This is a genomic window from Bacillus sp. GMa5/1 (assembly GCF_050172015.1).
Lineage (GTDB): Bacteria > Bacillota > Bacilli > Bacillales > Bacillaceae_G > Bacillus_A > Bacillus_A cereus.
This window is the reverse complement of the sequence record NZ_JBNLYC010000072.1, coordinates 1-22310: the sequence shown is the minus strand read 5'-3', so window position 1 is coordinate 22310 and position 22310 is coordinate 1. Positions and strand designations below refer to the sequence as shown.

Genomic DNA, 22310 nt, shown 5'->3' with positions numbered 1-22310 from the left:
ATAAGAAACAAAAAAATACATCTATTCAAAGTCACTAATCTATTACATTAATAACCTCCTAAAAATCATATTCCCCTCATTTTCTTCAAATGATATGATGAACAAGGGTATATCCCCACCACTCTTATAGCGGTGGGGATTTTAATGTAAATATGCAACATACTACACAATAGAAGGTGATTTTCATGAGAAAATACGCAGCAATTGCTTTATGTACGTCTGCCATTCTAGCAGGCTGTAATACTAACAATGTAAGTCCAGAACCTAAAAAAGAGAAAACGGCTCAAGGGATTAAGAAACAAGAAGAGACTGTGCAAGAACAAGGTAAAATCTCATATAATTCAGTTACACACGAATCTACAAACACAAGTATTCATATTACAGACATAAAAGATTCTTTAAATGAAGTACAATATAAAATTTGGCGCACAGCTGATGGCAAGGAAAGTGCTAAATCTTTTTCTTCTAAAGAAAAAGAGAAACAATTCACACTTCCTTTTGATATAAAGGAATTTGAAGGAAAACGCGGTGAGTTCCAAATTGAAGCAACAGGAATGAAAGGAGATGGGAAAACAATCCCGCTTACGAAATCTACTATTACTTTCGAACAAAAGGTTCCTGTTCTTATGTATCACGCAATTGATGATTATCATGGTCAAGGCATTAAAGACTTATTCGTATCACCAGCTAACTTTGAAGCACAAATGAAACATTTAAAGGACAATGGTTATACGCTTTTAACGTTTGAACGCTGGGGCGATATAAATAAAGTAAATAAACCGATTTTCGTTACATTTGATGACGGTATGAAAAATAATATGAATGCATTTCGCATTTTACAAAAGCTAAAAGATGATACTTTTAAACCGGCAGCAACAGAATATATGATTGTTGATAACGTTGATATAGAAGGAGCATTGTCTACTTCTGAAATAAAAGAAATGGTTGATTCCGGCATTTTCTCGGTGCAATCTCATACTGCAACACATGCAGACTTACCGAAAATTACAAACTATGAGGAAGAGTTAAAAGGTTCAAAAGAAAAGCTAGAAAAAATAACAGGTAAGCCTGTTATCGCGATTGCTTATCCATTCGGTCATGTAGATGATAAGGTTGTTGCAGAAACGAAGAAGTATTATCAATTTGCGACGACGACAAAGCCTGGGCAATTCATTACGAAGGGTGAACCTGATGAATTGTTAAAGATGAAGCGCGTTCGTATACACCATACAACGACTGTAGAGCAGTTTGCTTCTTCAATTAAGTAAATATAAGGGCTCAATACATTTTGAGCTCTCTTTTTACTTTATATTTATATATATTTTTAGAATTTTCTTGTATTATATATAGTAAGAAATCTTTCAAATTAAAGGAGATTATACATATGTCATTTGAACAAACGTTAGAGAAATATGCTGCTCTTGCAGTTAATGTTGGTGTTAATATTCAACCTGGACAAACTTTATCAATTAGTGCACCTCTTGAAGCTGTACAATTTGTACGCCTCGTTACAGAAAAAGCATATAAATCTGGTGCAAAACACGTATATGTAGATTGGAATGATGAGACGTTAACACGCTTAAAATTCGATCTAGCTCCTGAAGAAGCTTTCGCTGAATTTCCATCTTGGAAAGCACATGCTCGTGAAGAATTAGCAAAAGAAGGCGCTGCATTTATGTCTATCTATGCAGAAAACCCTGATTTATTAAAAGGTGTAGAACCATCGCGTATCGCAACAGCTCATAAAGTAGCTGGAGAAGCAATGAAAGTATACCGTGATTACGTACAAGCAGATAAAGTAAGCTGGTGTGTCATTTCTGTTCCTACGAAAGAATGGGCTGCGAAAGTATTCCCTGACGTAGCGCCAGAAGAACAAGAAGCCAAGTTATGGGATGCTATTTTCAAAGCTACTCGTGCTGATTTAGAAAATCCTGTAGAAGCATGGAAAGAACATGATGAAACATTACATACAAAAGTGGATTACTTAAACGAAAAGCATTATAAAGCTCTTCACTATACAGGTCCTGGAACAGATTTAACAATCGAACTTCCAGAAAAACATGTATGGGCTGGTGCTGGTAGCTTAAATGAAAAGAACGTACCATTTATGGCTAATATTCCAACTGAAGAAGTATTTACAATGCCACTTAAAACAGGTGTAAACGGCCAAGTTTCTAGTACAAAACCGTTAGTATTTGCAGGTAATATTATCGATAATTTCACGTTAACATTTGAAAACGGACGTATCGTAGACTATAAAGCTGAAGCTGGTGAAGAAGCTTTAAAACATTTAGTAGAAACAGATGAAGGTTCTCACTTCTTAGGGGAAGTAGCTTTAGTACCTCATGACTCACCAATTTCAAACACAAATGTTTTATTCTACAATACACTATTTGACGAAAATGCATCTTGCCACCTTGCGATTGGAAATGCTTACGCATTTAACTTAGTTGGCGGAAAAACAATGTCTAAAGAAGAACTTGCTGAAAACGGCGCAAACGCTAGTATTACACACAACGACTTCATGATTGGATCAGCTGAGCTTGATATTGACGGTATTACTGCTGATGGCAGACATGAGCCTATCTTCCGTAAAGGTAACTGGGCGTTTTAAATTTATTACCATAAAGAAACACATTGGATAATCCAATGTGTTTCTTTATTTATTTGGTTTCAATTCAAATTTTATTGTTCTATTTTCACGCGTAAACTCTGGTCTATACGTAGCGATATACGTATTTTCTTTCGCTACGTCAAATAGCATGATATCTTGAATTTTTTCTTCTGGTGCTAACTTTTTACTAATAAAGCTATCAGGGTTATTATATTCTTTAAATCTTGTACCTTTCTTATCGGTAATCTCAAATTCATAAAATGCAAAAGGTATTTCCTTTTTACTATTATTTTCTACTTTGAAAATAACCCCCAAAATCTCCTCTTTCTTTTTATCCTCATCATAATCCGGATATCCTAATTTAACTGAATCGATAGTTACTTGCAAACCATCTACGTCTACTGTCTCCCCTATTTTATACACTTTATCTTGAACATCTTCTTGTTTACTTTCATTACTATCTTTAGTCTCAGTGCAAGCACTTAAACTAAAAGCTATGCCAAAAATTAAAACAATTTGACTTACCTTTTTTAACATACTCTTTCCTCCACATAAGACAAAATTTCATATATATCATAACAAAACGCTTTACTCTTTCTTGTCATATTTTGTCGTATTAATTGCTAACTGCACAAATAGAAAAAAGCTATCTTCTACAAAAGATAGCTTTCATGATGCCGATGAAACCTTAAGCCCAATGACACCCAAAACAATAATGAGAATACAAAATGCTTGAAATAAACTAATATGCTCTTTAAAAAAGTACACACTAATGATTGTAATAAGTAATGTTCCAACGCCAGACCAAATAGCATAAGCAATACTTAAATGAATCTTTTTAACGACGATGGCGAACACGCTGAAACAAATTCCATAAAACACGAAAATCAGTACACTTGGAACGAGCTTTGTTAAACCATTTGATAGTTTCATCGCAATTGTTCCAGCTACTTCAAAAATAATTGTAACAAGTAATAATAGCCAATATACCATACTAGAATCTCCTTCTCTGTTACCTTATAGAGATTCTAGTATACTACTTATAGTCCCAATGAAATATATTTAATTTCTAAATATTCCTCGATGCCGAAATGGCCTCCTTCACGACCGATACCACTTTCTTTAAAGCCACCGAATGGTGCTTGTGCAACTGATGGAAGACCGTCGTTTAGACCGATAATACCGTACTCTAACGCTTCACTAATTTGGAATGCTTGGCTAATGTCTTTCGTGAAAATATACGCAGCTAAACCGTATGGTGTATTATTTGCACGTTCGATTACTTCATCAACTGTTTTAAATTTCGCAACTGGTGCCACTGGCCCAAATGTTTCTTCATTCATACAAAGCATCGTATCATTTGCCAATCCAATTACAGTCGGTTGAATGAAATGTCCCTCTAACTCTGCGACCTTTTGACCACCATATAAAACTGTTCCACCTTTTTGAATAGCATCTTCAATATGTTCTTGTACTTTTGAAACTGCATTCTCATCAATAAGTGGTCCGACAGTCGTTCCGTCACCGAAACCGTCTCCTACTTTCAACTGCCCTACTGCCTTTTGGAACTTCTCTACAAATACTTCGTATACTTCTTCTTGAACGAATACTCGGTTTGTACATATACACGTTTGTCCTGCGTTACGGAATTTCGAGCCAATCACCGCTTCTACTGCTTTATCTAAATCCGCATCATTCATTACGATAAACGGAGCGTGGCCACCTAACTCAAGCGAAACTTTTTTCATCGTTTGTGCAGCACTAGCCATTAACTCTTTCCCGATTTCCGTTGACCCTGTAAAGGATACTTTTCGAACGCGACTATCTTCCATCCATGTATCAGCAATTGCTTTTGCACTACCTGTTACGATATTGATTACGCCCTTTGGAATATCTGCTTCATGGGCTAATTCCGCTAATTTCAATGCAGTTAGCGGCGTTTGACTTGCCGGTTTCACAACGGCTGTACAGCCTGCTGCAAGCGCTGGGGCTACCTTTCTCGTAATCATAGCAGCTGGGAAGTTCCAAGGTGTAATAGCTGCCATAACGCCAACTGGTTGCTTCATAACTAAAATGCGCTTATTCGGATGAGAAGCAGGAATCATTTCACCATATACACGTTTCCCTTCTTCTGCATACCATTCAACAAAACTATTTGCATAATTTACTTCACCAAGCGCTTCTGCAAACGGCTTTCCTTGTTCCTTCGTCATAAGCGCTGCGATCTCTTCTTTATTTTTATCAATAAGCATGAACCACTTTTTTAACTTCGTTGCACGATCTGCTGCCGTTAACTTAGACCACGTTTTAAAAGCTTCATGTGCAGCATCAACAGCTTGCTTTGCCTCTGTGACTCCGCCTTTTGGTACAGTTGCAAATATTTCCTTCGTCGCAGGATTATTTACTTCAATTTGTTCTTGTAGTGTAATCCACTCACCATTTATATACATCGCCTTTTTATCTATACTTACGAAAGTCGCCTTTTTATCCAATGTTTTCTTCCTCCTCTATGAACTTCTTAATTTTCCTAGTAGCAGCAGATTGACTAATTTGCAAAAACTCAGCTACTTTATAACTTGATCCATACGTTTTATACGCTTTAAGAATAATATTTCTCTCTACCTCTTCCAGCATTTTATAAAGGCTTTGCCCCGATTGTTCAACTGCAACCTCTTGCATAGAGAGTGGCAAATCCTCTACCGTTACAACATCATCGACAGTAATAACAATTCTCTCAATTACATTCTCTATTTCTCTATTGTTTCCTTCCCACGGATATCCAACAAACATTTGTAATGTACTCGGCGCTAGTTTCACATCACGTCCGTATTTTTTATTAAAGTGCTGCAAGTAATGATAAATAAGCGGTAAAATATCTTCTGTTCTTTCCCTAAGCGGGGGAATTGCAATTGGAATGACATTCAAACGATAGTATAAATCTTTCCGAAATGTTCCTTGTTTCACCATCATACTTAAATCTCTATTTGTTGCCGCCACAATTCGGACATCCACTTTTTTTAATTCTCTTCCGCCTATAGGACGAAATGTTTTTTCTTGCAATACTTGCAAAAGCTTCGCTTGAATTTCAAGCGGCATTTCACCGATTTCATCTAAAAAAAGAGTTCCTTTATGCGCGGATTCTAATAGTCCCTTTTTCCCTTCACGATTCGCACCTGTAAAAGATCCACCTGAATATCCAAAAAGCTCTGATTCAATTAAATTAGTTGGCAATGCCGCACAATTAATTTCATAGAAACTTTCATTCTTACGGTGACTCACTTCATGTAAATGGCGTACTAATCGACTTTTCCCAACTCCAGTCTCGCCTAAAACGAGAACAGTACTATCCACTACAGATACTTTTTTGATTGTATCGACTATTTTTTGCATAGCTAGACTTTTAAAAATAAGTCCTTCATGCTCATATGTTTCTCTTAATTCTTTTTTATATGTTTTTAGCTGATTATCCATTTCCTCTACCTTTTGACGTAATTGATAGAGTTCAGTAAGGTCCCGAGAATAACTAATCACTCTTCTTAAATTTCCCTCATCATCAAAAACAGGCCTTGTACGAACGTGTAAATACTCTCCTGATTTTGTAGTTTGAACGAGTTCAATTGGCCTCTTTTTTTCAATCACTTCTAATGTCGCTGATGGATAAAAGATTCCATCCTTTTGTAGTTCTTTTACATGCTTACCAACTAACTCTTCGGCAGCTAGTTGGTAGTGCCTTTCACATGTACTATTTACACGCACAACGATCCCTTGCTCATCTGTAACAAAAATTTCGTCAAACGCATATTCAAATACATCTTTTAAATCCATTAACACTCGTTCCTTTTCTGCAACCATCCTAGCCACCCCTAACTTCAAATCCATCGATCCACTTCACTACCTTTATTATAAAGTGAATTTTCTGCATTTAATATAGAGTCAGCTAGAATGTTTGCTATTTATACTTCAGTTTTTAAACGCGAGCGATGTTTGTTTGCTCATAACAAGCTTGCAATGATTCTTCAATTATTGTTAAACCTTCTTCAAGTTGCTCATCTGTAATAACTAAAGGCATTAACACACGGATAACATTTCCATATGTTCCTGCTGATAATAACAGTAACCCACGCTTATTTGCTTCTGCACATAGATTAGCCGTTAACGTTTTGTCAGGTGCTTTCGTCTTACGATCTTGAACGACCTCAAATGCACACATTGCACCTAACCCACGCACATCGCCGATGCAATGATATTTATTTTTCATCTCTTCGAATCGGTTCATTACAACTTTTCCTAATTCTATCGCTCTATCATTTAATTTCTCATTTTCTATTACATCGAGAACAGCTAATGCAGCCGCACATCCTAATGGACTTCCTGCATACGTTCCACCAAGTTCACCTGGTGCAGACTCATTCATAATTTCTTTACGTCCAATGACACCACTTATCGGTACACCAGCACCTAACGATTTAGACACTGTAATTAAATCTGGAACGACATCATAGTGATCAATTGCAAAATATTTTCCTGTACGACTAAAGCCTGTTTGTATTTCATCCGCTACAAATAAGATGCCGTTCTCTGAACAAATGCGGCGTACTTCTTGAACAAATTTCTTACTTGGGACGATAAATCCACCTTCCCCTTGAACAGGTTCCATTACAACAGCTGCAATTGTTTCTGGTGCTACTTCCGATATGAAGAAGTTCTTAAACTCTTCAATAATAAAATCATCATATTGCTCTTCCGTTAATCCCTCTGGGCGACGGTATTCGTATGGAAATGGCGCTTTATATACTTCTGGAGCAAAGGGACCAAACCCAAATTTATATGGCTTCACTTTACTTGTCATCGTCATTGTCATTAATGTACGCCCGTGGAAACCTTTAGAAAATGCGATAATACCAGGTCTCTTCGTATATTTACGAGCGATCTTCACCGCGTTCTCAACTGCTTCTGCACCACTATTTAAAAAGAGGACTTGCTTATCGAAACTTCCCGGTGCCAATGCCGCAAGCTTTTCCGCTAATTCAATATATGGCTCATACATCATGACATTAAATCCAGTATGAATGTATTGATCGACTTGTTTATGGAGCGCTTCTTTAACCGTTGGATGACAATGCCCTACGTTAATTGTCCCAATTGCTCCTGCAAAATCAATGTACTGATTACCATCAACATCTGTTACAAGAGCACCATTTGCAGATTGTACAAACGTTGGGATGCCGTTACTTACTCCTTTTGGTACTATATTTTGACGGCGTTCTAATAAAGATGCCGCTTTCGGTCCTGGAATTTGTTCATTTACTTTAGCAAATTTTTTTGTGTTCATTGCGTACCCCATCCTTTTCTTTACATTGTTTTCTCTTTTTATTGCAAAATGTATGCCAACTTTCTTTTCTAGCATTTATCCTATATTCTTTGTATCCAGGCATAAAAAATAAGTCTATAAAGACTCATTAAGAGTCTTTATAGACTTATTTTCCTTACACATTAGACTTTTCTTTCTCCCAGAAAAACTCACCCGATTGAGAAATAAACTCTCCAACAGAATCTAACACTAAATCAGCAAGTGGTTCTAATGTTGGACGGTCTCCCGTACCAGATAGCACCCCAATTGCATAGCAATCGCCATTTTTGGCTAAATGTAAATCAGTTGGCGTATCTCCAACAACCGCAACCTCACATGATGCTAAATTAAATTTCTCACAAAACACTTCTATAATCTTTTTATCTGGTTTTTGCGCAGGGAATGTATCCGAGGCTATAATATAATCAAAAAAGTTCTCCAACTTATATTGTCTTAAAAATAATTCTGTTGGTGCGAAATCATCCGCCGTGACAACCCCTAATATAAATCCTTTATCTTTTAATGCCTGTAACACTTTCGGTAAATCTGCTGTCATTTTCATATGCGAACGATGCTCATACATAAGGGAAAATAACTTCTCACTTACCCAATGATGCATCTCTTCTTCTCTAGCAGACTCAATATAATTACAAAGCCCCTTCGCTACATCAAGGCTTGTTCCAGCAGCTATTGCACTCCTCGGATTAACAAATGCTCCCTCTACACCAATCTCTTCTAATAAGGTCTGCCGCATTGTACTTGGTAAATGATATAAACTTATACATTCAGCTACAAGTTCTTCAGCTACTTTTATCCATATTGAATGAAAATCCATTAATGTCCCATCTTTATCAAATAATATCGCCTTTACCTTCTCCATAGCACCCTACCTCTCATTTCTTATCTCTTCCAGTGTATCAATAAAGTATGGATGTAAAATAAAAGAATTGTAAAAATACCATAAAAATCAAACTAACTCCCAATTTACAATTCATTTTAACAAAGTAAAAAGGATGCCTTTACAGGGCATCCTCTTGATGTTCAGGAACAAATAGTTCTAAACAATGATATATATTTTCGAATTCCATCGGTGCATCTCCACCATACTCACCATCTAAATTAATCATTAGTTTATCTGGTGAATGTACTTTAATTCGGTTCGCTTGTGTATATAACACTTTTGGATTATTAATATGTTCACCACGTTGTGCTTGTGTTGCTGCTTTAATTAAATCAGCGATAGAACCTTTTTTCAGTACTAATAGGTCAAATAACCCATCGTTAATAGATGCATACGGTGCTACCTTTTCAAATCCACCTACTGAACGGGTATTCGTAATTAAAAACATCGTAATTTCTTCTTGTAGTAACTTTCCATCATACTCAATTTCAACATATGTCGGATGCAATGATGGTAACATCTCGATACCTTTTAGGTAATAAGCAAGTTGTCCTAATACTGTCTTTAACTTACTCGGTACTTCGTATGTTAATTCTGTAATACGACCGCCACCAGCGATGTTAATAAAATATGTATCGTTCGCTCTACCAAGGTCTAATGGCACTGTTTTTCCTTCGCAAATAATATCTGCTGCCTCTTCAATAGAACGAGGTACACCAATTGCACGTGCAAAGTCATTTGTCGTTCCAACTGGAATAATTCCAAATTTCGGACGGAATTCATGCCCAACTAAACCGTTTACTACTTCATTTAATGTACCGTCGCCACCAGCCGCAATAACAACATCAAACTTACGATCCGCAGCTTGCCTCGCCGCCACAGTAGCGTCTCCAGGACCCGTTGTCGCATGACAAGATGTCTCATAGCCAGCTTGTTCTAATTTTTGTAATACTTCTGGTAAGCTCTTCTTAAATAGCTCACGCCCCGAAGTAGGATTATAAATAATTCTTGCTCGCTTCATCATTTATTAGCACAGGAAATTTCTTTATGTATCGAAAAAGAACATACTGAACTTCTATTCAGTATTCCCATGCCTACCTCCTCTCATCTTGCTATCCTTCTTTTATCCCGCTCAAACAGGCAGTAAGAACCCGATTCGTGTAGTCCATCAAAAGTAAATATTCATTTCAATGGTTTTTTATTTGACTCCAAAATTTATCCCGCTATTTGCGGGCAGTAAATGCCCGATTGGTGAGGGCTAATAATCAATGGTGGATGAACCTCCTACTGATTAAAGTTTCACTTTATTTCTATCCATTCTTCCATAAAAATTTACATATAACGAATAATAACTATCTATTATTTCATGAGATGAAAAAAACCTCTATGTTTAGATTTATCATTATTCCCACCTTTTTGCAACTATCATACCATAGTTGCTATACAAACATTTTTCCACTTTTGACAGTTAATCAAACGTTTGTTTAAACGATTTTGTCTCATTTAAACAAACGTTTGATTAACCTAGAAAAACACCCATGTACGGGTGTTTTTCTGCTTAATCTTTAAAAGTCACTACTATTATCGCTTATTAATCTCTTCAAGTAAGATTTTGTTAACAAGTGGTGGATTTGCTTGTCCTTTTGTAGCTTTCATAATTTGACCAACTAAGAAGCCAATTGCACGGTCTTTACCGTTTTTAAAGTCTTCGATAGATTGCTCATTATTATCAAGAATTTCTGTTACAACTTTACGAAGTGTACCCTCGTCAGAAATTTGAACAAGACCTTTCGCTTTAACGATTTCTTCTGGGTCTCCACCTTTTTCAATTAATTCGTTAAATACTTTCTTCGCGATTTTAGAAGAAATTGTACCTTTTTCAATTAATTGAACCATTTTAGATAAACCAGCAGGCGTTAATGCAACGTCTTTTAATTCTTTTTGTTGTTTGTTTAAGTATGCAAGTACTTCACCCATTAACCAGTTCGATGTTAATTTCGCATCAGCACCGTCTGCAACAGTTGCTTCAAAGAAATCAGACATCTCTTTCGTTAATGTTAACACGTGTGCATCATAAGCTGGTAAGCCTAATTCTGCAACGTAGCGAGCTTTACGTGCATCTGGAAGTTCTGGAATAGAAGCTCGAACTGCTTCTTTCCACTCATCATCGATGTAAAGTTCAACTAAGTCTGGCTCCGGGAAGTAACGGTAATCGTCAGATCCTTCTTTCACACGCATTAAGATTGTTTTCTTTGTTGCTTCATCATAACGACGTGTTTCTTGTTGGATGATGCCACCAGATAACAGTTCTTTTTCTTGGCGCACTTGCTCATGCTCAAGACCTTTTTGTACGTAAGTGAATGAGTTTAAGTTTTTCAGTTCCGCTTTTGTACCGAACTTCTCTTGTCCAACTGGACGAAGGGAAATGTTCGCATCACAACGTAAGGAACCTTCTTCCATCTTACAATCAGATACACCAGTGTATTGAATGATTGATTTTAACTTCTCTAAGTATGCATATGCTTCTTCTGGCGTACGCATATCTGGCTCAGATACGATCTCGATTAAAGGCATACCTTGACGGTTGTAGTCTACTAATGAACCATCAGCTGTATGCGTTGATTTACCAGCATCTTCTTCTAAATGAAGACGTGTAATACCGATACGTTTCTTTTTACCGTCTACTTCGATTTCAATCCAACCATTTTCACCAATTGGCTTATCAAATTGAGAGATTTGGTAAGCTTTCGGGTTATCTGGATAGAAATAGTTTTTACGGTCAAACTTCGTTTCCGTTGCGATTTCACAGTTTAATGCCATTGCAGCTTTCATTGCAAAGTTAACTGCTTCTTTATTTAAAGTAGGAAGTACCCCTGGGTATCCTAAGTCAATTACACTTGTTTGTGTATTTGGCTCCGCTCCGAATTCTGTTGGACTCGCAGAGAAAATTTTCGAATTTGTTTTTAACTCAACGTGAACCTCTAAACCAATAATTGTTTCTAAATTCATCTATGCTCGCCTCCTTACAGACTTGCTTTTTTTGTATGATAGTCTGTTGCTTGCTCAAACGCATGTGCAACGCGGTAAATTGTCGCTTCATCGAAGTGTTTACCAATGATTTGTAGACCAAGTGGCATGTTGTTAGCACCGAATCCACATGGAACAGAAATCGCTGGAACACCCGCTAAGTTTACTGGGATTGTTAAAATGTCATTTGCATACATTGTCATTGGATCATCAACTTTTTCGCCCACTTTAAATGCCGGAGTTGGCGTTGTTGGTCCAATAATAACATCATAGTTAGCAAATACATTTTCAAAGTCGTTTTTAATTAATGTACGTACTTGTTGTGCTTTCTTGTAATATGCATCATAGTAACCAGAGCTAAGCGCAAATGTACCAAGCATAATACGACGTTTAACTTCATCACCGAAACCTTCACTACGTGTGTTTTTGTAAAGATCTAATAAGTTATTTACATTATCAGAACGAACACCGTAACGCACGCCATCAAAGCGTGAAAGGTTCGCAGATGCTTCAGAAGAAGATAGTAAGTAATACGTTGCTAGAGCGTATTTAGAGTGTGGAAGCGATACTTCCTCCCAAGTTGCGCCCATACCTTCTAATACTTTTAAAGCAGCTAGTACTGACTCACGAGCTTCTTCGCCAACACCTTCGCCTAAGTATTCTTTCGGTACAGCAATGCGTAAACCTTTAACATCGCCTGTTAAACCAGCTAAATAGTTTCCAACTTCAACGTTTGCAGAAGTTGCATCCATGCGGTCAATACCTGAAATAGCTTGTAATAAGTATGCATTGTCTTCTACTGTACGTGTAATCGGTCCGATTTGGTCAAGTGAAGATGCGAATGCTACTAATCCGTAACGAGATACGCGTCCATAAGTTGGTTTTAAACCTACAACACCGCAATATGCAGCTGGCTGACGGATAGAACCACCCGTATCAGAACCTAGAGAGAATAGTACTTCTCCTGCTGCTACAGCTGCTGCAGAACCACCACTAGATCCGCCCGGAACGTAATCTAAGTTCCATGGGTTTTTCGTAGCGTAGAATCCTGAGTTTTCATTTGAAGAACCCATTGCGAACTCGTCCATGTTTAATTTACCGATTGTAATTGTGTCAGCAGCTTTTAGCTTTTGCACAACTGTCGCATCATAAATTGGATCGAAGTTTGCTAACATTTTGCTCGCACAAGTTGTACGAAGACCGTTAGTTACAATGTTATCTTTTACACCAATTGGCATACCGAATAATAAACCATTATCTTCAGCGCCGATTTTTGCATCTAATTCTTTCGCTTTTGCGCGTGCATTTTCTTCATCTAATGTAAGAAAAGCTTTTACGTTATCTTCAACATCCGCAATACGTTTGTAAGATTCTTCTACTAAATCCGTAACGGAAATTTCTTTGTTGTTTAACTTCTTATGTAACTCTGATACTGAATGATCAAATAATGACATCGAAATTCCCCTCCTCTATTCTAATACTGCTGGAACACGGATTTGATTATCTTTGTGATCCGGTGCATTTTTTAATACTTCTTCGACTGGTAAACCTTTTTCTGGTACATCTTCACGCATAACATTTTTCATAGTTAATACATGAGTTGTTGGTTTTACATCTGTTGTATCTAATTCATTTAACTGTTCTGCAAATGTAACAATTGCATCTAGTTGTTTTTGAAATTTTTCTGCTTCTTGATCAGTAATTGCAAGACGTGCTAAATGTGCTACGTGCTTTACATTCTCAACGGAAATTCTTGACACGGCTAGGCCACCTCCATAATATATCGTTCAATCTACAATACTATTGATGATACCAAATTTTCAGTACTTCAAGCAAGTCAACACAGAGTACTTACGCCATTTTTACATAAAAAAAGAAAGGCAAATGCCTTTCTTTACAATTTACTCTTTATCTAACGGTTTATTTTTCGGAAATCTCTCGTTATCTTCTTCATTATCACGAATTGTTTTTTGTAATACAAAACAAGACATCGTTAAAAATAATGTTCCAATTAAATAGTATCCTTTTACACTAAGCGTTTCATCTAACGTATAAATCCCAATTAGCATACCTGAAATCGCACAAACAAATGAAGTCCATGCTAAAAACGTGAACGCTTGCGTATTACGTCTTCTCATCGTTCTCCCCCTCGTTAGCTGCATACCCATTATAGATAAGTATATTTACCATGATGGATTTTTATGTAAATTCTCGTTTTATATTTATAAATCTATCATAAAAGAATACTATTTTAAAGAAAGTTTTCTGCCTAATCTAAAAAAAACAATTAAAATCATTGACAATTATTTCTATTCTACATAAAATAAAAATAAATATTACGAACCTCGAAATATACGGGAGTGGAATTAATTGTTGCAATATGAACATTTTTTAGACTTACTGCTAGATAACGCCAAGAAACTTTTCTATCCTGAAGAATGGGTAAGCCTAGATTTAACACTTTCTAAAACAGAAGTATTTTGTTTACTTTGGATGGAACGAAATACAGATATTACAATGACGAAAATTGCTGATCTTCTTGATATACCGATGAGTACAACAACGGGCGTTGTAAATCGCCTTGTAAAAAAGGGATATATTGAACGCTACCGTGATGAAAATGACCGACGTATTGTATTAATTCGGTTAACAGAAAACGGCGTAATGCTCGTTCAAGAAGTAAAACAAAATGCGGCCCATTACTTTAGCTTAGTAACAGAAGCATTATCAGAAGAGGAAAAAGCATTCTTACTACAAATCTTCCAAAAAATCATGAATCACATCGCTACGTCACTGCAAAAAACAGAAGAAAAGATTTCTACACCTAAAATGAAAAACATTCCGATTGAATAAAACCCTATCTGGGTTTTTATTCAACCATTTACTTCGACACTCGTAATATTCGACATTCGAAACAAAGGGGATATGAATGATGAGAATTATCTTGTATACAGGTAAAGGCGGCGTAGGAAAAACTAGCATTTCAGCAGCAACAGCAATTCAAAGTGCGAAACAAGGATTAAAAACATTAGTAATGAGCACAGATCCTGCTCATAGTTTAGGAGATTCATTTGGTATAAAGCTATCTTCTGAACCACTAGAAATTCGTGAAAATTTGTGGGCACAAGAAATTAATACGATTTATGAAATGGAAAAAGGCTGGGGAAAATTACAGAAATATATTACACTACTCTTCACTTCTAAAGCAGCTGATGATATTACAACAGAAGAATTAACGATGTTTCCCGGTATGGAAGATTTAATTAGCCTACTTCGCGTACTCGATTATTATAAGCAAGACACATATGATGTTATCATTATTGATTGTGCCCCTACAGGAGAAACATTAGCAATGCTAAGCTTTCCAGACATGCTCGGTTGGTGGATGGAAAAATTATTTCCTATTAAAAGAAAAGTTTTAAAAGTCGTTCGTCCAGTAGCTCAACCACTCCTTGGTGTCCCTCTTCCAACCGACGATATTATGGACGAATTAACAAGTACACTTGAACAGCTCGGAGAAATGAGAGATATTTTATCAAATCGAGAAGTAACAAGTATCCGCATCGTTGTAAATCCTGAAAAAATGGTCATTAAAGAAGCCCAGCGCAGCTTTACTTATTTGAATTTATACGATTATAACGTAGATGCCATTATGATTAACCGCGTCATCCCTAACACTGTCACCGATCCTTATTTTCAGGCATGGAAAGATACACAGAAGAAATATAAAACATTAATTAAAGATAGTTTTCAACCCCTTCCTATTTACGAAGCTCCAATGTTTGAACAAGAAGTTGTTGGTTTGTCTATGTTAGAACGTGTAGGAGATTCTTTATTTAAAACTGATCATTCCCCTACAAAAGTAAAATTTAACGGGCGCACTCAATATGTAAAAAAGGATGGCGATGAGTATATTTTCGTTCTGTCCATTCCCTTCTCAAACAAAAGTGAACTTTCCTTAAATCAAAAAGGTGATGAACTTATTATTCGAGCGGGTTCTGTTAAACGGAACATCACGTTACCAAAAACATTAACACACCTTTCTATTCAAGGAGCAAAATTTGAAGAAGATGTACTAAATATTCGGTTTGGAGGTGTAGTACATGCATGAGGAATTACTACGAAGGGTAATTCGTACAAAAGTAAAAGTCGGGATGCATATATTAGAAGAGCTACCTAATCCAATCCAACAATCAGCTAAGCAAATATTAAATATTTTACAAGAGGAACTAGCTGCTTATCTGAAAGAACGAGAGCATCATGAAGTTAATTTAAAAAATATCATAATTGAATAACCATCTCTGTATAGAGGGCCTTTTTTTAGGCTTTCTATACTTTATTGGAGTGATGTAAATTGATGAAAAAACATTCCACTACTATATTCTGGATCATTCCCTTATTATTTTTCATTCATAACCTTGAAGAAGCTTTCCAAATGCCACAATACCTTGCTAATCAATTTTCAATCCGTCTTATAACTAGCCAACAATTTTTCATCGCCATTTCCGTATTAACAATCTTTGTATTACTTATCGTCTTTCTATATCAACTTAACTTCTTGTCTTCTATATGCTGGATTATTTTTATACAAGGGGCCATCTTCTTCAACTCTGTTCAACATATTATTTTGTTTTTCATTTATCGCTCTTATAACCCCGGCGTAATATCAGCATTTTTCATTACTCTCTTTTCTATTTTCTTTTTTTTATCAAAAAAACACTTAATTCATCCAAAGCAATTCATAATTACACTCCTTTTCAGCTTATTTTCTTATCCCATTATAATTTGGATCACCTTACTGTTCGCTAGCTACTTTCATTCATAAAAAAAGACCAGGAAAATTCCTGGTCTATCACTCTACTTAACAAACATTGGATTCTATGTTATACAAAATTGGAAGGTACAGAATTAGGGTTTGTTTGTTAAGTTTATATGTTGAACGAACTAACAGCGGAGGGGTTCCTTCTGTTAGTCCATTAAACCCAATGATTATTTTACGATTTTTTCAAGCTCATCAAGTGAAAGATCTACTGAAATGGAACCATCATTTGTTTCTTTCTTAATTGCGTCTGTTACTTCTTTTGAATGATATAGTTCAATTACTTTTTTCAATGTTGGATCATCTTTATCTTTCTTACGAGCTGCAAAAATATTAATATATGGCTTTGCATTTTCATTCTTTGGATCTTCTAAGAAAATAGGATCCTTCGCTGGATCTAATCCAGCTTGACCAGCAACACCGTTATTAATAACTGATGCCGCTACATCTTTTAACACACGAGGTGTTTGCTGTGCGATAACCGGTGTAATTTTTAATTTCTTCGGATTTTCAGCAATACCACTTGGATCTCCAAATAGACCAAAGTCTTTTTTAAGCTTTAATAATCCAGCTGCATCAAGAAGTTTTAATGCCCGTGCTTGGTTCGTTGGATCGTTTGGAATTGCAATTTCTGAACCATCTGGGATTTCATTTGCTTTCTTATATTTTTCAGAGTATAAACCCATTGGCGCAATTTGCGTTGTACCAACAGCTGTAATATCTAACTTATGCTCTTTTTTAAATTGCTCTAAGAAAGCAATATGCTGGAATGAGTTTAATTCAATATCTCCATCAGCTAACGCTTTATTTGGCGTTGTGTAATCAGAGAACTCGACCAGTTTAATCTTAATCCCTTCTTTTTCAGCTTTTTTCTTCAAAATTTCCCAAGCGTCTCCATCCGTTCCAGTTACACCGACGCGAACTACTTTTTCTTTCGCTCCTGCACCCGTGTCTCCACTTGAGCAGCCGCTTAATGCTGAGACTCCTACAATCGCTGATAATGCAAATGCTAAAATTTTCTTCATTTTCTTTTCCTCTCTTCCTTTTTATGATCTGCGTAACAAGACTTTCGCAAAGTAGTTTCCTAAATTTTGAGCTATCTGTACGAGAATGATAAGTAACACGACCGTTACGAACATAACTGATGTATCAAAACGTTGATAACCATATGTCATTGCCAAGTCACCAAGACCGCCACCACCGACAAGCCCAGCAACTGCAGAGAATTCAATTAAACCAACTGTCATAAATGTGACACCTAAGATTAATGGTGCTAACGCTTCTGGTACAAGGATTTCAAAAACAATTCTAATTGGTGAGGCTCCCATTGCTTGCGCTGCTTCAATTACTCCTTTCGGAACGGAAACAAGGTTTGTTTCAACCATTCTAGCAATACCAATTGATGCGACTAACGTCATCGGGAAAATTGCCGCTGCTGTTCCAATCGTCGTTCCGATAACACTTCTTGTTAGTGGACTTAAGGCTACTAAAAAGATAATGAATGGTACCGGACGAATTGTATTAATTATGATGTTAAGAATAGAAAAGACCCATTTATTTTCTAAAAAGTTTCCTTTTCTCGTTACATATAAAAGTAAACCTAGAGGTATACCCAGAATTGTAGCGAATATAAGGGTTACAATTACCATTAAGAGGGTATCCCCCGTCGCATCTAGTATGCGCGGCCAAAATATACTCCAATCAACTCGCATGAGCTTCTACCTCCTTCAGCTGCACTTGCAGTCTTAGATGTTGTAATGCTTTTTGAATTTCCCTCTGCTCACCTTGCAACTCTACAAGAAGATTTCCAAATAGCACATTTTGAAGTTCAATAATATTTCCGTACAGTACATTTACATCGACGTTATAGTTTTTTGCGATATATGATAGTACCGGCTGTCCTGTCTCCTCACCAGTAAATGTTAGACGATAAATTTGACCACCATTTTGAATTTTCGCTAGAACACTTTCCGGTAAATGATCATTAATGACAGAACGTACAAAGTTTTGAGTCGTCTTTGTTTTTGGTTGCGTGAAAACATCAAACAGTTTTCCTTCTTCAATAACTTTCCCCTTCTCCATTACAGCTACACGGTGACAAATTTCTTTCACAACATGCATTTCATGTGTAATAAGAAGAATTGTTAAATTGTATTCTCGATTTACTTTCTTTAATAAGTTTAGAATTTCTGTCGTCGTTTCTGGATCTAAGGCTGATGTTGCCTCATCACATATAAGAATATCTGGCGATGTCGCAAGTGCTCTAGCAATGCCCACACGCTGCTTTTGCCCACCTGATAGCTGCTCTGGATAATAGTTTGCTTTATCTTCTAACCCTACAAACTTCAGCAGTTCATTTACTCTTTCTTTTATCTCATTCTTTGGTACTTTCGCTAACTTTAATGGATAAGCAATATTTCCAAATACTGTTCTTGAATTAAATAAATTAAAACTTTGAAAAATCATTCCGATTCTTTGTCTTAGTTTACGCAATTCTTTCGTCGATAATGATGTAATATCTTTATCATCTATTGAAATCGTTCCTGCCGTCGGTCTCTCTAACATATTTACTAAGCGTAATAACGTACTCTTTCCAGCGCCACTAAAACCGATAATGCCAAAAATTTCGCCTTTCTCAACTGATAATGTTACATCCTCCACCGCATGAACAGATTGGCCAGCTGATTCATACACTTTACTTACATTGGTAAAAGAAATCATTTTTTCCCCTCCTATATGCTGTAAAAACTTGAAGCAGAGCTTTCGAGGTAAAATAAAAAGTGCCCTCCTTCTTATCAACCATAAAGATAAGAAGGAGAGCACTTATATGTACTCGTTCACATCTTCTCATCTTCCAAGCCTTTATATGGCTTGCTGGAGTTAGCACGGTATTAAAAAACCCGTTGCTGAGGTATCGTAGGGCCAGTCCCTCCACCTCTCTGGATAAGAATGTATCGATTTAATTGTCGTTTAATTAATTCTCATTATAGAACTCAGAATAATAAGAGTCAATACATTTTTTAGAAAAATATTAATTATTCCTTTATTGAAATTTTCAGATGAATATTCATCTGAAAAATAGTAACTTTCAAGGTTATTTAAAATTCTTCTTCCTCATATTTTTAAACAGGAGAATCCTCTCTACGAATTGAATAAATTTATTTGAATATGAAACTCGGAGGAAGATAAATATATGAAAACAGCTCTTTTACTCGTCGATATTCAAAACGATTATTTTCCAAATGGAAAGATGGAATTGCGTAATCCAGTAGAAGCAAGCGAATATGCTAATCAGTTATTACAAAAATTTAGAACAAACAGCGAACCTATTTTTCATATCCAACACGTAGCTATAAAAGATGACGCTACTTTTTTCCTACCTAATACAGAAGGTGTACATATTCACGAAAGCGTACGTCCACTTAGAGAAGAAACAGTTATAGTCAAACATTATCCAAATAGCTTCCGAGAAACTAATCTTCTAGAGCAATTAAAACGTTTTAATATTGAACATGTCGTTGTATGCGGGATGATGACTCATATGTGTATCGATGCAACAGTAAGGGCTGCATTCGATTTTGGCTTTCAATGTACCGTTATACATGACGCTTGTGCTACAAAAGACCTTTCTTTTAAGAACGCTACTATACCAGCTGTTTATATTCACAATACAATTTTAGCTAGTTTAAATGGCGTATATGCAAATGTAATAAGCACGCAAGAATTTTTAGCTACATAAAAAAACACTCCTTTCAGTGAGCAAAACCGAAAGGAGTGTTCCTTGTCGAACCATAGATTTTCTTTCAAATTGTATTATACAGGAAATTCTCAAAATGAATACTAAAAAATATGACTAATAAGTCAACTTTTCTCATTATTTTATTTCTGTTTACATGTTTATCCCGCTATTAATAGGTTTTAGCTCATTCTCTTCGAACGACGGTAATATATGGGGTTTCAATTTTAAAAGGAGCTCTTCACATTCTGTGAAGAGCTCCTCTACTATTTCTTATAAAGTTTCAGAAGTAGTTTTTGCTTGCATGTGAAGTGCTAAATAATCAGGTCCACCAGCTTTAGAGTCTGTACCAGACATGTTAAAGCCACCGAATGGCTGGTAACCTACGATTGCACCAGTACATCCACGGTTGAAGTATAAGTTACCAACGTGGAAGTCTTCGCGTGCTTTTTCAATATGGTCACGGTTGTTAGTAATAACAGCACCTGTTAAACCGTATTCCGTATTGTTTGCAATTGCAAGTGCATGATCGAAGTCTTTCGCTTTACAGAATGCTACTACTGGTCCGAAGATTTCTTCTTTCATTAAGCGAGCATCTTCTGCAACGTCAGCAACGATTGTTGGTTGGATGAACCAGCCTTTAGAATCGTCTCCTTCGCCACCTGCTAAGATTCTACCTTCTTCTTTACCAATTGCAACATAGCTCATTACTTTATCAAATGCAGCTTGGTCATTAACAGGACCCATGTTTGTACCTAATACTGCTGGGTTAGCAACTGTTAATTCTTTTGTTAATTCAACAGCACGATTTAATACGTGATCGTATACATCTTCATGGATTACTGCACGAGAACATGCAGAACATTTTTGTCCTGAGAATCCGAATGCTGATGCAACGATAGACTTAGCTGCTAATTCAAGATCTGCTTCTTTATCAACAACGATTGTGTCTTTACCGCCCATTTCAGCGATAACGCGTTTTAACCAAATTTGTCCTGGGTTTACTTTCGCTGCACGCTCATAGATGCGGATACCTACATCACGAGATCCCGTGAAGCTTACGAAACGTGTACGAGGATGATCTACTAAGTAGTCACCAACTTCAGAACCGTTACCTGGAACGAAGTTTACTACGCCAGCTGGTAAGCCAGCTTCTTCTAATACTTCCATAAATTTCGCTGCTACTACAGGAGTTGTACTAGCTGGTTTTAGTAATACTGTGTTACCAGAAACTAAAGCAGCTGTTGTCATACCTGCCATAATTGCGAATGGGAAGTTCCAAGGAGAAATGATAACACCTACTCCTAATGGAATGTAAGAGAAACGATTATATTCAATTGGACGGCTTTCTACTGGAATACCGTCTTTTAATTTTAACATTTGACGACCATAATATTCCATAAAGTCGATTGCTTCTGCTGTATCAGCATCTGCCTCATTCCATGGCTTACCTGCTTCTTTTACAAGAATAGCAGAGAATTCATGTTTTCTGCGACGAACGATTGCTGCAGCACGGAATAAAATGTCTGCACGCATTTCTGGCTTTGATTTTCTCCAAGTTTGGAATGTTTCATCCGCTACTTGCATTGCTTTTTCAGCTAACTCACGGCTTGCTTTTGAAACACGACCAACAAGTTCCTCTTTATTTGCAGGGTTTACAGAAACAATTTTGTCTTCTGTAGTGATTTTTTCTCCCCCGATAATTAATGGATAGTCTTGTCCAAGATAAGATTCTACTTTCTTTAAACCTTCTTCAAACGCTAATTTGTTAGCCTCCACTGAAAAATCTGTAAATGGCTCATGTTTGTATGCTACTACCATTTTTTTAGCCTCCCCTTAGAAAAACGTTTACATTTTACAACA

General features: G+C 36.4%; 21 protein-coding genes, 1 pseudogene and 1 riboswitch. Of the genes and pseudogenes, 7 read left to right on the top strand and 15 right to left on the bottom strand.

All coding sequences use genetic code 11. The annotated features are described in order from the left end of the window. Positions 1–185 precede the first annotated feature (185 nt). Positions 186–1268, top strand: a complete 1083-nt coding sequence (locus ACQGSG_RS17200; RefSeq protein ID WP_325842797.1) for a polysaccharide deacetylase family protein — start codon at positions 186–188, stop codon at positions 1266–1268. A 116-nt stretch (positions 1269–1384) separates the two neighbouring features. After that, complete coding sequence (locus tag ACQGSG_RS17195) at positions 1385–2614, top strand: aminopeptidase (protein ID WP_000007357.1); 1230 nt, start codon at positions 1385–1387, stop codon at positions 2612–2614. A gap of 45 nt (positions 2615–2659) precedes the next feature. Here ACQGSG_RS17195 and ACQGSG_RS17190 read toward each other — a convergent pair whose 3' ends face one another. The 11 genes from ACQGSG_RS17190 to ACQGSG_RS17140 all read right to left on the bottom strand — a co-directional run bounded on the left by ACQGSG_RS17190 (position 2660) and on the right by ACQGSG_RS17140 (position 14030). Continuing rightward, positions 2660–3151, bottom strand: coding sequence for a DUF4352 domain-containing protein (locus tag ACQGSG_RS17190; protein WP_098605822.1), 492 nt, complete (start codon positions 3149–3151; stop codon positions 2660–2662). 132 nt (positions 3152–3283) lie between these two features. Beyond that, positions 3284–3607 carry a DMT family transporter gene (locus ACQGSG_RS17185; protein ID WP_098605821.1) on the bottom strand — a complete coding sequence of 108 codons (324 nt, stop codon included), beginning with the start codon at positions 3605–3607 and terminating at the stop codon, positions 3284–3286. A 47-nt stretch (positions 3608–3654) separates the two neighbouring features. Continuing rightward, positions 3655–5106, bottom strand: coding sequence for an NADP-dependent succinate-semialdehyde dehydrogenase (gene gabD / locus ACQGSG_RS17180; RefSeq protein WP_000358130.1), 1452 nt, complete (start codon positions 5104–5106; stop codon positions 3655–3657). After that, entirely contained in the window at positions 5099–6466 is a 1368-nt protein-coding gene (locus ACQGSG_RS17175; RefSeq protein ID WP_325842796.1) for a sigma 54-interacting transcriptional regulator, read from the bottom strand. Before ACQGSG_RS17175 ends, gabD begins: the two co-directional genes overlap by 8 nt. Before the next feature lie 115 nt (positions 6467–6581). Beyond that, complete coding sequence (gabT, locus tag ACQGSG_RS17170) at positions 6582–7946, bottom strand: 4-aminobutyrate--2-oxoglutarate transaminase (RefSeq protein ID WP_001093019.1); 1365 nt, start codon at positions 7944–7946, stop codon at positions 6582–6584. Positions 7947–8100: 154 nt separating this feature from the next. After that, positions 8101–8844, bottom strand: coding sequence for an HAD family hydrolase (locus ACQGSG_RS17165; RefSeq protein WP_000416668.1), 744 nt, complete (start codon positions 8842–8844; stop codon positions 8101–8103). 139 nt (positions 8845–8983) lie between these two features. Next, entirely contained in the window at positions 8984–9889 is a 906-nt protein-coding gene (locus ACQGSG_RS17160; RefSeq protein WP_000977679.1) for a diacylglycerol kinase, read from the bottom strand. A gap of 557 nt (positions 9890–10446) precedes the next feature. After that, positions 10447–11874: an Asp-tRNA(Asn)/Glu-tRNA(Gln) amidotransferase subunit GatB gene (gene gatB, locus ACQGSG_RS17155; protein ID WP_001047685.1), complete on the bottom strand. Its 1428-nt coding sequence runs from the start codon at positions 11872–11874 to the stop codon at positions 10447–10449. A gap of 14 nt (positions 11875–11888) precedes the next feature. Next, positions 11889–13346, bottom strand: a complete 1458-nt coding sequence (gene gatA / locus ACQGSG_RS17150; protein ID WP_000051441.1) for an Asp-tRNA(Asn)/Glu-tRNA(Gln) amidotransferase subunit GatA — start codon at positions 13344–13346, stop codon at positions 11889–11891. 15 nt (positions 13347–13361) lie between these two features. Further along, a complete protein-coding gene (gatC, locus tag ACQGSG_RS17145) occupies positions 13362–13652 on the bottom strand; it encodes an Asp-tRNA(Asn)/Glu-tRNA(Gln) amidotransferase subunit GatC (protein ID WP_000086999.1) in 291 nt (96 codons plus the stop codon). Positions 13653–13793: 141 nt separating this feature from the next. After that, positions 13794–14030 (bottom strand): YiaA/YiaB family inner membrane protein, encoded by a 237-nt coding sequence (locus tag ACQGSG_RS17140; protein ID WP_001254391.1) that lies wholly within the window; start codon positions 14028–14030, stop codon positions 13794–13796. 232 nt (positions 14031–14262) lie between these two features. On the opposite strand from ACQGSG_RS17140, the gene ACQGSG_RS17135 reads away from it, so the two are divergent. The 4 genes from ACQGSG_RS17135 (at position 14263) to ACQGSG_RS17120 (ending at position 16717) form a co-directional block, all read left to right on the top strand. Then, positions 14263–14745 (top strand): MarR family transcriptional regulator, encoded by a 483-nt coding sequence (locus ACQGSG_RS17135; protein WP_325842795.1) that lies wholly within the window; start codon positions 14263–14265, stop codon positions 14743–14745. A gap of 76 nt (positions 14746–14821) precedes the next feature. Beyond that, positions 14822–16003: an ArsA family ATPase gene (locus ACQGSG_RS17130; RefSeq protein ID WP_002102676.1), complete on the top strand. Its 1182-nt coding sequence runs from the start codon at positions 14822–14824 to the stop codon at positions 16001–16003. Next, a complete protein-coding gene (locus tag ACQGSG_RS17125; protein WP_000544105.1) occupies positions 15996–16187 on the top strand; it encodes a DUF3926 domain-containing protein in 192 nt (63 codons plus the stop codon). The genes ACQGSG_RS17130 and ACQGSG_RS17125 overlap by 8 nt, the downstream gene beginning before the upstream one ends. A gap of 62 nt (positions 16188–16249) precedes the next feature. Beyond that, on the top strand, positions 16250–16717 hold the full coding sequence (locus ACQGSG_RS17120) for an HXXEE domain-containing protein (RefSeq protein ID WP_325842816.1): 468 nt from the start codon (positions 16250–16252) through the stop codon (positions 16715–16717). A gap of 164 nt (positions 16718–16881) precedes the next feature. On the opposite strand, the gene ACQGSG_RS17115 is transcribed toward ACQGSG_RS17120, so the two are convergent. Genes ACQGSG_RS17115 through ACQGSG_RS17105 form a run of 3 tightly spaced genes read right to left on the bottom strand, consistent with a single transcriptional unit; the run spans position 16882 to position 19432 of the window. Further along, positions 16882–17736, bottom strand: a complete 855-nt coding sequence (locus ACQGSG_RS17115) for a MetQ/NlpA family ABC transporter substrate-binding protein (protein WP_000721594.1) — start codon at positions 17734–17736, stop codon at positions 16882–16884. A 21-nt stretch (positions 17737–17757) separates the two neighbouring features. Next, positions 17758–18423 (bottom strand): methionine ABC transporter permease, encoded by a 666-nt coding sequence (locus ACQGSG_RS17110; RefSeq protein WP_001261865.1) that lies wholly within the window; start codon positions 18421–18423, stop codon positions 17758–17760. Beyond that, on the bottom strand, positions 18413–19432 hold the full coding sequence (locus tag ACQGSG_RS17105) for a methionine ABC transporter ATP-binding protein (protein WP_000623013.1): 1020 nt from the start codon (positions 19430–19432) through the stop codon (positions 18413–18415). Before ACQGSG_RS17105 ends, ACQGSG_RS17110 begins: the two co-directional genes overlap by 11 nt. 123 nt (positions 19433–19555) lie before the next feature. Beyond that, positions 19556–19661, bottom strand: a riboswitch (SAM riboswitch). A gap of 243 nt (positions 19662–19904) precedes the next feature. On the opposite strand from ACQGSG_RS17105, the pseudogene ACQGSG_RS17100 reads away from it, so the two are divergent. Beyond that, positions 19905–20470 (top strand): annotated as a pseudogene (locus ACQGSG_RS17100) (cysteine hydrolase family protein). A 250-nt stretch (positions 20471–20720) separates the two neighbouring features. Here ACQGSG_RS17100 and pruA read toward each other — a convergent pair. Continuing rightward, positions 20721–22268, bottom strand: a complete 1548-nt coding sequence (gene pruA / locus ACQGSG_RS17095; protein ID WP_000259555.1) for an L-glutamate gamma-semialdehyde dehydrogenase — start codon at positions 22266–22268, stop codon at positions 20721–20723. Positions 22269–22310: the final 42 nt, after the last annotated feature.